Below are 13,150 nucleotides of genomic sequence, written 5' to 3' on the forward strand. Positions count from 1 at the left end.
CGGGTGTGGAGGGCCTTGTCGATCGGCGCGGGCGATCGCAGTGGGGCGGTGGGGAGGGCGTGCGCGTCGCGGCGCACTGTCGGTCCGCGTGTCGACGGGCCGCCCGCGTGCGGGGCGTGCGCTTCCTGGGACCGCTCCCTGATCTTGGGATCGGTCAGCGAATCGGTCACGGCCACGGCTTGGATTCCTCCCGCTGTCCAGAGGCGAGTTGATCCGCGGGACCGGACACGGGCAGCAGGCCCCTCACGGCTACAACCCCGGACTGCCCACCGGGTTACGGGTTGCCTCAAGATCCTTGCCGTGACGCAACTGTTGCTGTTCCGTCGGAAGTCCCCCACAGCGAGCGCATAGTGTGTGGTGCGGTTCCCAGAGGGCCGTGAGAACGGCGTGAACTGCCCATGAGTTCCGCCTGACTTCACGGTCGTAGCACCGAGTTTCCTTACCACCAGGGGGAGTCAAGAGCATGCGATCCATACGGCCGTCCTTCACCGTTCGCCGCGGGAGGAGTGCGGGCCGCAGAACCTCCCCCGTGCTGGCCGCCGTCGCCCTCGTCTCGGCGCTGGCGCTCACCGCCACCGCGTGCAACGGCGACGGCGACGACACCGCGGACGGCCAGGCCACCGCCTCCGCGGCCGCTGACGACGGGAAGATCAAGATCCCCGAGGACATCAAGGACCGGCTCAAGGAGCACGGGATCGACCTCGACCAGTGGAAGAACGGCGCATGGAAGAACTGGAACAAGGACGACTGGCTGCGTGAGGCGAACGATTTCATCAACCCGATCATCAAGGGCCTGTGGGACCCGGACCGCATGCGGGACGCCGATGACCCGGACCGGAGCGTGGACGACAACGACCTCTCCGGTGACCAGGGTGTGACCGACCCGACGCCGACGCCGGTGAAGGCACAGGCGGTGCAGCCGCCGTACCACACCAACGCCGCCACCGCCGGCAAGGTCTTCTTCGACTCTCCCGAGGGCACGATGGTCTGCTCGGCGACGGTGGTGCAGGATCCGGCGCACCCCGGCAAGTCCAACATGGTGTGGACCGCCGGCCACTGTGTGCACGCGGGTAAGAAGGGCGGCTGGTACCGCAACATCGCGTTCGTGCCGTCGTACAACGACAAGGGCATGACGAACGAGGAGTTGCAGAGCGCCGCCAAGGAGCAGATCGCTCCGTACGGGATCTGGTGGGGTGACTGGGCACAGACCTCTCAGCAGTGGATCGAGCAGGGTGGTGAGACGGGCGGGGACGGTGCCTCGTACGACTTCGCCGTGATCCATGTGACGCCCGAGGAGGGCGGCAGCGGCAAGTCGCTGGAGGAGACGGTCGGTTCGGCGCTTCCGGTGGACTTCGACGCCCCGGCGGTACCGAAGGTCGCGAGCATCACGGCGACCGGTTATCCGGCGGCGGCGCCGTTCGACGGTCAGTCGCTGTACCAGTGCCAGGACAAGCCGGGCAGGCTGTCGCTCAGCAAGTCGGACCCGACGATGTACCGCATCGGCTGCACGATGACGGGTGGTTCGTCCGGTGGCGGCTGGGTGGAGACCGGTTCCGACGGCAAGCCGGCGCTGGTGTCCAACACGTCCATCGGTCCGGTGAGTTCGGGCTGGCTGGCCGGTCCGCGGCTGGGTGACGTGGCCGAGGGTGTGTACGGCGCGGTCAGCAAGAAGTTCGCCGGGCAGTAGGAGACGGCGGGTACAGCCGGGTCAGGGACGGCGGCGGGGTGTCGCGGGAACCTTCAGCTGCTCGCCGCCGTTCGTCCCCAGCCCCACGGGCACAGTGGGGTGTCATCACACGCTTCAACAGGGGTTATCGCACCATGCGTTCCATACGTACGCCCTTCACGCACGCCATGGACGGCGGCGCACCGTCCTCGCGGCCACCGGTCTGGTCGCGGCAGTGGCGCTCACGGCGACGGCCTGCGGCGGCTTCGGCGACGAAAAGGCGGGCGACAAGCCCGGCGCCTCCCGGGCGGGCGGGGCCGATGACGGCAAGGCCGGTATCCTGGCCGACATCGCGGACAAGCTCAAGGCGCACGGCATCGATGTCGACAAGTGGACCGGCGGCGGCTGGAAGGACTGGGACAAGGTCAAGTGGCTCAGTGAGGCCAAGGACTTCGTCAACCCGGTGATCGAGGGCCTCTGGAAGCCGGAGCGGATGCAGTCCGCGAAGGAGGCCGACAAGACGATCTCGACGCAGGACGCCTCCGCGGACCAGGGTGTCAGCGACCCGGAGCCGCAGCCCGTGCAGGCGCAGGCGGAGAAGACGCCGTACCACGAGAACGCGGCCCCGGTCGGCAAGGTCTTCTTCGACTCCCCCGAGGGCTCGATGGTCTGCTCCGGCACGGTCGTCAAGGACGTCGATCATCCGGGCAGGTCCAATCTGGTGTGGACGGCCGGACACTGTGTGCACGCCGGTCAGAACGGCGGCTGGTACCGCAACATCGCCTTCGTGCCGTCGTACAACGACCTCGGCAAGTCCGAGGCGGAGCTGTCGGGGGCGACGACCTCGCAGGCGGCGCGGGTGCCGCACACGACTACGCCGTACTGCATGTGAAGCCGGAGAGCGGGTCGAAGTCCCTGGAGGAGACCGTCGGCGCGGCGCTCGACGTGGACTTCTCCGCGCCGTCCGCGGCCGAGGTGGCCAGTATGGGCGCCTGGGGGTATCCGGCGGCGCCGCCGTACAACGGTCTGAAGATGTTCAAGTGCATCGACCGGCCGGGGCAGCTGTCGCTGAGCCCGTCACTGCCGACGATGTACCGCATCGGCTGCACCATGACCGGCGGATCGTCGGGCGGCGGCTGGTTCCGGGTGGCGGACGGCAGGATCGTACTGGTCTCGAACACATCGATCAGCCCGACGGACAGCACCTGGCTCGCGGGTCCACAGCTTGGCCAGGAGGCCGAGGCGCTGTACCAGAACATGAGCAGGACGTACGGCGGTCGGTGAGACCCCACCAGCCCGAAGGCCCGCTCCCGCGGTCGGCGGGGGCGGGCCTTCGGGCTGTGTCGCGGTGGCTCAGGCGAGCGACGCGGGAACGTACGGCGCGAGGTCGGCCGCCAGTTCCTCGTGCACCCGCGCCTTGAGCAGCGTGCCCTCCGCGGTGTGCTCCTCGGAGATCACCTCGCCCTCGGTGTGGGCGCGGGCGACCAGCTTGCCGTGCGTGTACGGCACCAGGGCCTCGATCTCGACCGAGGGCCTGGGCAGTTCGTTGTCGATGAGCGCCAGCAGTTCATCGATGCCCCGGCCGGTGCGGGCCGAGACGGCGATGGACCGCTTCTCGACGCGCAGCAGCCGCTGGAGCACCAGCGGATCGGCCGCGTCCGCCTTGTTGATCACGACGATCTCGGGCACGCCGGTGGCGCCGACATCCCTGATCACCTCGCGCACGGCGGCCAGCTGCTCCTCCGGGGTGGGGTGCGAGCCGTCCACCACATGCAGGATCAGGTCGGAGTCGCCGACCTCCTCCATGGTGGAACGGAACGCCTCGACCAGGTGGTGCGGCAGGTGCCGGACGAAGCCGACGGTGTCGGCGAGCGTGTACAGCCGACCGCTCGGGGTCTCGGCCCGGCGGACGGTCGGGTCCAGGGTCGCGAACAGGGCGTTCTCGACCAGGACGCCCGCGCCCGTGAGGCGGTTGAGCAGCGAGGACTTGCCGGCGTTGGTGTAGCCCGCGATGGCGACGGACGGCACCTTGTTCCGCTTGCGTTCCTGGCGCTTGATCTCGCGGCCGGTCTTCATCTCCGCGATCTCCCGGCGCATCTTCGCCATCTTCTCGCGGATCCGTCGCCGGTCCGTCTCGATCTTGGTCTCACCGGGACCACGGGTGGCGAGGCCGCCGCCCTTGCCGCCGCCCATCTGGCGGGACAGCGACTGACCCCAGCCGCGCAGCCTGGGCAGCATGTACTGCATCTGCGCGAGCGCCACCTGTGCCTTGCCCTCTCGGGACTTGGCGTGCTGGGCGAAGATGTCGAGGATCAGGGCCGTACGGTCGATGACCTTGACCTTGACGACGTCTTCCAGGTGGATCAGCTGGCCCGGGCTCAGCTCACCGTCGCAGATGACGGTGTCCGCGCCCGTTTCGAGGACGATGTCGCGCAGTTCGTCGGCCTTGCCGGAGCCGATGTAGGTGGCCGCGTCCGGCTTGTCGCGCCGCTGGACCACGCCGTCGAGCACGAGCGCGCCCGCGGTCTCGGCGAGGGCGGCCAGCTCGGCGAGGGAGTTCTCGGCGTCCTGCACGGTCCCGGAGGTCCACACCCCGACGAGCACGACCCGCTCCAGGCGGAGCTGCCGGTACTCGACCTCGGTGACGTCCTCAAGCTCGGTGGAGAGGCCGATCACGCGACGCAGCGCCGCGCGCTCGGAGCGGTCGAACTGGTCGCCGTCCCGCTCTCCGTCGCTCTCGTGGCTCCAGGCGACGTCCTCTTCCATCAGGGCATCGGCCCGAAGACCCTCGGGGTAGTCATGCGCAAGGCGCTTGGTGTCCTGGGAAAAGGAAGAAGAGGAGGTCATTGGGTCCTTACGTCGCAGGGGATTCCGTTACGGCTGTCATGATGAACAACGCACGAGGGCGGCGGGAGATTCCCGTATCCCGTGCCGTGCCGACCTGACGATGGTCGCACGGCACGGGCCGTCTCGTCACCGGCTTATTCCGGGGTTCATCCCGTGGCCGCGTTCGCGCGCGGTGCGGCGCTCTCCTTCGCGGACGCTCCCTTTCCTCCCTTGGCGGACGCCCCGGCGCCCTTCTTCGCGGATGCTCCCGGGGCGTTCTGCGCGGGGGAACCCCCGGTCTTCTTCTCGGGAGGCGCGGACTTCCAGTCCGGGTGTCCGGGCATCGGCGGCGTCTTCTCGCCGTACAGCCAGCCCTTGAAGAATCCGCTCAGATCGCGTCCGGCGACCGACGAAGCGAGGCGTACGAAGTCGGCCGTGGTCGCGGTGGCGTCCCGGTGCTTCTGCACCCAGAGCCGCTCCAGCCGCTCGAAGGCGGTGCGTCCGATCTCCTGGCGCAGGGCGTACAGGACCAGTGCGGCGCCGTCATAGACGTTCGGCCGGAAGATCCCAATCTTCTGACCCGGCTGGGGTGGCTTGGGGGCGGCGGGCGGTCCGCCGGAGGCCCGCCAGCGGTCGGAGGCGCCGTAGGCCGCCTTCATCCGGTCGACCATGGGCCGGTCCGCCTTCTCCTCCGCGTACAGGGTCTCGTACCAGGTGGCGTGCCCCTCGTTGAGCCACAGGTCGGACCAGGTGCGCGGGCTGACACTGTTCCCGAACCACTGGTGCGACAGCTCATGCACCATGATCGACTCGACGTACCACTTGGGGTAGGCGGGCTCGGTGAACAGTTCCTTCTCGAAGAGGGAGAGGGTCTGTGTCTCCAGTTCGAAGCCGGTGGCGGCCTGGGCCATGAGCAGGCCGTACGTCTCGAACGGGTAGGACCCGACCTTGCTCTCCATCCAGGCGATCTGGTCGGGGGTCTTCGCCAGCCAGGGTTCGAGGGCCTTGCGGTCCGCGCTCGGCACGACGTCGCGCACCGGCAGTCCGTGCGGTCCGGAGCGGTGCAGCACGCTGGAGCGGCCGATGGACACCTGGGCGAGTTCGGTGGCCATGGGGTGCTGGGTGCGATACGTCCAGGTGGTGGCGGAGCCGACCCGGTCCACTCCGGTCGGCAGTCCGTTGGCGACGGCCGTGTAGTCGTTCGGCGCGGTGATCCGGAACGTGAACATCGCCTTGTCGGAGGGGTGGTCGTTGCACGGGAAGACCAGGTGCGCGGCGTCGGCCTGGTTGGCCAGGGCGAGGCCGTCCGTGGTGCGTACCCAGCCGCCGTCCCGGTCCTTGGCGGGCATCGGGTCGCTGGAGTGCCGGACGGTGATCCGCGTCCAGCTGCCCCGGGGCAGCGGCCTGTCCGGGGTGACCACCAGGTCGTCGCCGGCCCGTGCGAAACCGGCCGACCTGCCGTCGACCTCCACGGAGTCGACCTTGCCGTGCGCGAAGTCGAGGTTGAGCCGGTCCAGGGCGGTGGTGGTCCAGGCGTCGATGGTGGTGACGGCCTTGAGGGGTTTGTCGTTGCTGCCGGGATAGGTGAGGTCGAGGTCGTACGACGCCACGTCGTATCCGGGGTTGCCGAGATAGGGGAAGAGCCGGTCTCCGACGCCCAGCGGGGCGGCGGGTGCGCTCGCGGACAGGAGGCACACGGAGACGGCGGCGGCCAGGAGTGCGGCTTTCCGGTGCCGGGTGGCCCGGCGCGGCCGGGTGCGGGGGGTGAGCAGCATGCACCACGGCTACCAGCGCGCCTGTACGCCGCCGTGGCGACGCGCGCGCCGCCCACTCGAACGGGTTGGTCCGGCCGACGCCGCCAGGAGTCCGAGAGCGGGTATGGAACGCCGCGGCGGAACCGTTTGCGAGGCCGACACCGGTACGGATTGCTGGCGCCCAGGAGGCAACGAGGCCAGTCCCCGGTGCTGAACACCGCTCAGAAGCCAAGGGCCAGGAGAACAAGCCCCAGGAGGCAAGGGCCCGGTCCTGACGAGCCCGGCAGGCCAGGTGATGGGCGCAGCGCGGGGGCGTGGGGTTCGGTGACGGGCGCAGCTCGGCGCGCAAAGTCTGTTACCAGGCGCAGCTTGGAGACGCGTGAGGTTTGGTGACGGGCGCGGCTCGGGGCCGAAGGTGCCTACTCGACGCAACTCGGGGAGACGCCAGGCCCGGCGCCCGGCGCAGCTAGGGGCGCAAAGTCTGCTCCCAGGCGCCGCTCGGAGGCGCGAGGTTCAGTGACGGGCGCCGCTCAGGGCCGACAGGAGCCTGCCCAGCGCAACTCGGGGAGACGCCAGGCCCGGCGACCGGCGCAGCTAGGGGCGCAAAGTCTGCTCCCAGGCGCCGCTCGGGCGCGCGAGGTGGTGGGCGCGGCGGCGTTCGGAGGGGCGGAGGTGGGGGCGTTGGTCAGGAGGCCGGGGTCTCGTGTTGTGCCCGGCCTACGTCGTACACGCCGGGCACGTTGCGCATGGCGCGCATCAGGGCGGGGAGGCCGGCCGCGTCGGCTAGTTGGAGGGTGTAGGTGTGGCGGACGCGCTGTTCGCTGGGTGGTTCGACGGTGGCGGAGACGATTTCGGCGCCCTCCAGGGCGATCACTTCGGTGAGGTCGGCGAGCAGATGGGGTCGTCCGAAGGATTCCGCGACGAGCGTGACACGGTATGCGGCGCTGTCACCCCACCGCACGCCGACCTCCGCACGCCCTCCGCTCTTCATGCGCGTCACCGCGGCGCAGCGCAGGCGGTGCACGGTCACCACGCCCCCGCGCACGGAGAAGCCGGTGATCTCGTCGGGCGGCACCGGCGTACAGCATCCGGCGAGGCGTACGCTGGCACCCGGGCCCTCGACGAGGAGGTCGGCGCCCGCGCGTCTGGGGTCGACGCCGGAGCGCGCGCGGTGACCGCCGGAGCGCGCGCCCGGAGCGTGGAGGACGGGGGCGCCGCCCGAGCGCCCGGGTCCGTCGTCGGCGCCCGTACGGGCGTCGGCCGCCGGCGCGGTCGGGTCACTCGCCACCGGGGTACGCGGGCCGGGCCCGGGCCCGGCGCCGCTCCCGGTGTCGGCGGGACGCTCACCGAACCGCGCGCGCTCCCCCGCCGGGGCGTCCGCCGGATCCTCGGGGTGCGCGGCGAGCCACCGCTGGATGGCGATGCGCGCGGCCGGTGTGTGGGCGTGCTCCAGCCATTCCCGGGAGGGTTCGGAGGCCGGGTCCTGGCCCATGAGGAGCTGGACGGAGTCGCCGTCCCTGAGGACCGTGCTGAGGGTGGCCAGGCGGCCGTTGACGCGGGCACCGATGCAGGCGTGCGCGTCCTCGCCGTACTGGGCATAGGCGGCGTCCACGCAGGTGGCGCCCTCGGGCAGGCCCAGCGTGCCGCCGTCGGGCCGGAAGACGGTGATCTCCCGGTCCTGGGCGAGGTCTTCGCGCAGCGTGGACCAGAAGGTGTCGGGGTCGGGGGCGCCCCGCTGCCATTCGAGGAGCCGGGACAGCCAGCCGGGGCGGGTCGGGTCGGCGCGCTCCCCGTCGGCCGCCGACGCCTGCTCGTCCGCGGATGGGGCGTAGGGGTTGCCGAGGGCGACCACGCCCGCCTCGGCGACGCGGTGCATCTGGTGGGTGCGGATGAGGACTTCGACGACCTGGCCGTCCGCGCGGGCGACGGCCGTGTGCAGCGACTGGTACAGGTTGAACTTGGGTACGGCGATGAAGTCCTTGAACTCCGAGACGACGGGCGTCATGCAGGTGTGCAGCTCGCCCAGCACGCCGTAGCAGTCCGCGTCCTCGTTGACCAGCACGAGCAGCCGCCCGAAGTCGGCGCCGCGCAGCCGTCCACGCTTACGGGTCACGCGGTGCACGGAGACGAAGTGCCGCGGGCGGATGAGGACTTCGCCCTGGATGCCGGCTTCGCGCAGGACCGTGCGGGCCTCGTCGGCGATCTCGGTGAGGGGATCGTCGGACCGGGCCGCGTTGGCGGCGATCAGCTGCCGCGTGCGCTCGTACTCCTCGGGATGGAGGATCGCGAAGACCAGGTCCTCCAGTTCGGTCTTGAGGGCCTGGACGCCCAGCCGCTCGGCGAGCGGGATCAGGACGTCGCGGGTCACCTTGGCGATCCGGGCCTGTTTCTCGGGGCGCATCACGCCGAGGGTGCGCATGTTGTGCAGCCGGTCGGCGAGCTTGATCGACATCACCCGGACGTCGTTGCCGGTGGCGACGAGCATCTTGCGGAAGGTCTCGGGCTCGGCGGCGGCGCCGTAGTCGACCTTCTCCAGCTTGGTGACCCCGTCGACGAGGTAGCGGACCTCCTCGCCGAACTGGTCCCGCACCTGGTCCAGCGTCACATCGGTGTCCTCGACGGTGTCGTGCAGCAGGGATGCCGTCAAGGTCGTGGTCTCGGCGCCGAGTTCGGCGAGGATCAGGGTCACGGCGAGGGGGTGCGTGATGTACGGCTCGCCGCTCTTGCGCATCTGGCCGCGGTGCGAGGACTCCGCCAGGACATAGGCGCGGCGCAGCGGTTCGAGGTCGGCGTCGGGATGATGGGCGCGGTGGGCGTCGACGACATGGCCGATGGCGTCGGGCAGCCGGTCACGGGCGGCCGGGCCGAGCAGCGCGGCCCGGCCGAGCCGACGCAGGTCGATCCGGGGGCGGGCCTTCCTGCGGGGCGCTGTAGGGGCTACAGGACCAGGGGTCGCGGGGTTCGTGGCCTCCGCACTCATGGGCACCTCCGGCTCGTGGACCGGCGGACGGAGCCCCAGGGCGTACGCGGCTCAGGGATGGCTACGTTCCCCCGTCCGTGCCGGTGCTTGATGCTATCGAGCCCACCACGCCCGACTGACCGCCTCTCGCCGAGCGTGAAACGGATCACCCATTCGAGCGACAATCCGGAGGTTTACGGTTTTGCGCCAGGTGCTCCGCGGTCGGCCGTGGTTTCGAAGTGGTACGGGCCCCGATGCCCGCGGATCCATGCGTCCAGGGCGGCCGGTGCCACGGTTCGCGTGGTCAGCGGGCCGTGTTTTCCAGCCACTCGGCGTCGATCTCGCCCTCGGCCACGATCACCGCGGGGCCGGTCATCTCGATCTCGCCGTCCGGCAGCTCGGTGATCACGAGGCGTCCGCCGGGCACGTCCACGGTGTAGGTCGCCGGGCTTCCGGTGACGGCCGGGTCGGTGCCGTCGCGGCGGGCGGCGGCCACGGCGACGGCGCACGCGCCCGTGCCGCACGAGCGGGTCTCGCCGGAGCCGCGTTCGTGCACCCGCATCGCGACGTGCCGGGGGCCGCGGTCGATGACGAACTCGATGTTGACCCCGTCGGGGTAGGCGGCGGCCGGGCTGAACGGGGGCTGGGTGCGGAGGTCGCCCGCGTGCGCGAGGTCGTCGACGAAGGCGACGGCGTGCGGGTTGCCCATGTTCACGTTCCGCGCGGGCCAGCTGCGCTCGCCGACGCTCACCGTCACGGCCCCCTCGGGCAGGCGTGCGCTGCCCATGCCGACCGTGACGTCGCCGTCCTTGGCGATGTGGACGGTCTTCACGCCCGCGCGCGTGGCGATGGTGAGGTCGCCTTCGGGCACGTGCCCGGCGTGCTGGAGGTAGCGCGCGAACACCCGGACTCCGTTGCCGCACATCTCCGCGACCGAGCCGTCGCCGTTGCGGTAGTCCATGAACCACTCCGCTCGGGACGCCATCCCCGCGGCCTCCGGGTGCGCGGCGGAGCGCACCACGTGCAGCACGCCGTCGCCGCCGATCCCGGCGCGGCGGTCGCACAGGGCGGCGACGGTGGCCGGGCTGAGGTCCAGGGCGTTCTCCGGGTCGGGGACGATCACGAAGTCGTTCTCGGTGCCGTGACCCTTGAGGAAGGCGATCCGCGTGCTCATCCCTCGATCGTACGGGGTCGCTGCGACATCCCCGCCGCCCGGCAACCCACGCGCCACCCGGCCGACACCCGCGGCCGAGAGCCCCTCGGGCACCGACGCCGCGCCCCGCCGACGGGCACGGCCGAATGGCCTTCGGAGACCGGCACTGCGCCCCCACCGACGCCCGCCTCCGAGCAACCCACGCTCACCGAAGCCGCACCCCGCCGACAGGCACACCCGACCGGCCATCGCAGACCCCACAGCGCCCCCACCGACGCCCGCCTCCGAGCAACCCACGCTCACTGACCCGGCACGCAGCCGACAGGCACAACCGACCAGCCCCCCGGAAACCCGCACGACGCCCCTACCAACGCCCCCTTCCGAGCAACCCTCGCTCACTGACCCGGCACGCGGCCGACAGGCGCAGCCAAACGCTCTTGGGATACCGGCGGGCAGCTCCGATGGGTGGCGGCCGAGCGGCCTTCTGCGACATATCCGGCGCCCGCCGTCGGCGCCTGCGGCCAAGCGGTTCTCGGAGCCGACGCGGTCGGCTCAGTGGCGGAGGCGGGCCACGCGCCACACGGCGAGGACCGCCACCACGGCCACGATCAGGACGTAGGCCAGGACGACCCGCCAGTCGGGGCGGCGTCCGGAGCCCCGCGGGGGCAGCCCCGGCAGGGTGTGGCCGACGCGGCGGGCGGCCATCATGCCCCAGCCCGCGGAGCAGGAGCAGATCAGCAGGCCGAGCATCGCGATCACCGCGCCGCTGTCCCCGAAGTCGAAGGCGAGCGGGAAGGCGAACATCAGGGAGCCGACCGCGGCCAGGCCCACGATGGGGGCGAGCTGCCAGATCCGCAGCCGGCGCTGCGGGCGCAGTTCGACCTCGACCTCGGGCCCGCCGGTGAACATCTCCTCCGGCTCGGGTCCGTCGGCGGTCACGCCGCCCGGCGTCTCGTCGGGTCCGTCGGGGCTCAGGCGGTCCTCACCCCGCTCCGCTTCGCCGCCGTCGGTGGTGACGTGTTCGGTGCCTTGTGCGGTGTCGCGAGGGCCGGCCTCCATCGCCACGCGCCCTCCCAACTCGGACTCCACTTGGTCGATCGAAGCTCGATGATGGCATGGCGCCGAAGGCCCCGATGACCGGCGGCGCATCCCGATGCCATCACGTGATCAGGCTGTGACCGGTCGTTCGAGCAACGCCAGTGCGAGGTGCGGAAGTTCCGAGCGGTCCGCCGCGGCCCCACTCAACCAGTGCACCCGGGGGTCGCGCCTGAACCACGAATCCTGGCGGCGCGCGAAGCGTTTGGTGGCACGTACGGTCTCCGAGCGCGCCTCCTGTTCGGTGCAGTCCCCGGACAGCGCCGCGAGGACCTGCTGGTAGCCGAGCGCGCGCGACGCCGTACGCCCCTCGCGCAGGCCGCGCGCCTCCAGTGCGCGCACCTCGGCCACGAGGCCCGCCTCCCACATGCGGTCGACGCGGTGCGCGATGCGCTCGTCGAGTTCGGGGCGGGCCACATCGACGCCGATCTGCACGGTGTCGTACACCGAGTCATGGCCGGGAAGGTTGGCGGTGAACGGCTGGCCGGTGATCTCGATCACTTCCAGCGCGCGGACGATACGGCGGCCGTTGCTGGGGAGGATCGCCTGCGCGGCCTCGGGGTCGGCGGCGGCGAGCCGGGCGTGCAGCGCTCCGGAGCCGCGCAGCGCGAGTTCGTCCTCCAGCCGGGTCCTGACCTCGGGGTCGGTGCCGGGGAACTCCAGGTTGTCCACCGCGCCGCGGACGTACAGGCCGGAGCCGCCGACCAGGATGGGCCAGCGTCCCTCGCCGAGCAGTGCCTCGATCCGGGTGCGGGCCAGCCTCTGGTACTCGGCGACGGATGCGGTGACCGTGACGTCCCAGATGTCCAGCAGATGGTGCGGGACGCCGCCGCGTTCCTCCAGTGTCAGTTTGGCCGTGCCGATGTCCATGCCGCGGTAGAGCTGCATGGAGTCGGCGTTGATCACCTCGCCGCCGAGCCGCTGGGCGAGGAAGACGCCCAGGTCGGACTTGCCCGCGGCGGTGGGTCCGACGACGGCGATGACTCGGGGGGTGGGGGGTGCACTGCTCACCGCACCAGTCTCGCAAACCCCGCGGCCAGGCCTCGATCGGGTGGTGCGACGGCCGGCGGGCGGCCCGCCCGGGGCGGCGGGGTCGCGCCCGGGATGCGTCGGGTCACGCGGGATCGCGCCCGCGCGGGTACCGTATGGAACGGATGTGGGCACTTCAGCCCGCCTTCTCGCGACCCTGACAGGGGCCGTGGCGAGGAAGCCGCGGGGGCGGCGGGGACGGTGCGGGTGCCCGCAGGCAACCGTCCCGCAAGGAAGGTGGACCATGGGTCTTTTCGACAATGTGAAGGCCAAGCTGGGCCCGGCCAAGGACAAGGTGTCCGACCTCGCGCAGCAGCACGGGGGCAAGATCCAGGGTGGCATCGACAAGGCCGCCAAGGTGGTCGACGAGAAGACCAAGGGCAAGTACAGCGACAAGATCCACGCGGGCACCGACAAGGCCAAGGGCGCCATGGACCGGCTCGCGCACAAGGGCGGTTCCGAAGCGGCCGGCGGCACGACCGGCACGAGCGGAGCCGCGGGAACCACGGGGGCGACGGAAACGAAGGGGACGACGGGCACGACGGAGACGCCCCCGCCGTCCTCCTGATCACGCGGGTCCGCGTCCGGGACGCGGACCCGTCGCTGCGACCCCATGGCGCCGCGGATCGTGCGCCCGGGCCGCCGCAGACCCACGGAATCGAGACGTA

At 71.3% G+C, this 13,150-nt stretch carries 8 protein-coding genes and 1 pseudogene; 3 read left to right on the top strand and 6 right to left on the bottom strand.

The window, feature by feature from the left end; translation table 11 throughout:
- Nucleotides 1–463 precede the first annotated feature (463 nt).
- Both ACFYTE_RS23790 and ACFYTE_RS23795 read left to right on the top strand, forming a co-directional pair.
- A complete protein-coding gene (locus ACFYTE_RS23790) occupies nucleotides 464–1,687 on the top strand; it encodes a trypsin-like serine peptidase (RefSeq protein WP_388713771.1) in 1,224 nt (407 codons plus the stop codon).
- A gap of 134 nt (nucleotides 1,688–1,821) precedes the next feature.
- Nucleotides 1,822–2,950, top strand: a pseudogene (locus ACFYTE_RS23795) (trypsin-like serine peptidase).
- A 69-nt stretch (nucleotides 2,951–3,019) separates the two neighbouring features.
- Here ACFYTE_RS23795 and hflX read toward each other — a convergent pair.
- The 6 genes from hflX to miaA all read right to left on the bottom strand — a co-directional run bounded on the left by hflX (nucleotide 3,020) and on the right by miaA (nucleotide 12,464).
- Nucleotides 3,020–4,513, bottom strand: coding sequence for a GTPase HflX (gene hflX, locus ACFYTE_RS23800; RefSeq protein WP_388713774.1), 1,494 nt, complete (start codon nucleotides 4,511–4,513; stop codon nucleotides 3,020–3,022).
- Nucleotides 4,514–4,659: 146 nt separating this feature from the next.
- Entirely contained in the window at nucleotides 4,660–6,267 is a 1,608-nt protein-coding gene (locus ACFYTE_RS23805; protein ID WP_388713777.1) for a M1 family metallopeptidase, read from the bottom strand.
- A gap of 664 nt (nucleotides 6,268–6,931) precedes the next feature.
- Complete coding sequence (locus ACFYTE_RS23810) at nucleotides 6,932–9,226, bottom strand: RelA/SpoT family protein (protein WP_388713780.1); 2,295 nt, start codon at nucleotides 9,224–9,226, stop codon at nucleotides 6,932–6,934.
- A 283-nt stretch (nucleotides 9,227–9,509) separates the two neighbouring features.
- Nucleotides 9,510–10,379 (bottom strand): diaminopimelate epimerase, encoded by an 870-nt coding sequence (dapF, locus tag ACFYTE_RS23815; RefSeq protein WP_388713784.1) that lies wholly within the window; start codon nucleotides 10,377–10,379, stop codon nucleotides 9,510–9,512.
- A 531-nt stretch (nucleotides 10,380–10,910) separates the two neighbouring features.
- The gene (locus ACFYTE_RS23820; RefSeq protein WP_388713895.1) at nucleotides 10,911–11,417 is read right to left on the bottom strand and encodes a hypothetical protein; all 507 of its coding nucleotides are present in this window, start codon (nucleotides 11,415–11,417) and stop codon (nucleotides 10,911–10,913) included.
- A 108-nt stretch (nucleotides 11,418–11,525) separates the two neighbouring features.
- Nucleotides 11,526–12,464: a tRNA (adenosine(37)-N6)-dimethylallyltransferase MiaA gene (gene miaA, locus ACFYTE_RS23825; protein WP_388713786.1), complete on the bottom strand. Its 939-nt coding sequence runs from the start codon at nucleotides 12,462–12,464 to the stop codon at nucleotides 11,526–11,528.
- A 262-nt stretch (nucleotides 12,465–12,726) separates the two neighbouring features.
- Here miaA and ACFYTE_RS23830 point away from each other — a divergent pair, with 262 nt between their 5' ends.
- Complete coding sequence (locus tag ACFYTE_RS23830; protein WP_388713789.1) at nucleotides 12,727–13,050, top strand: antitoxin; 324 nt, start codon at nucleotides 12,727–12,729, stop codon at nucleotides 13,048–13,050.
- Nucleotides 13,051–13,150 lie beyond the last annotated feature (100 nt).

It is taken from the genome of Streptomyces sp. NPDC004629, assembly GCF_042873595.1.
Lineage (GTDB): Bacteria > Actinomycetota > Actinomycetes > Streptomycetales > Streptomycetaceae > Streptomyces.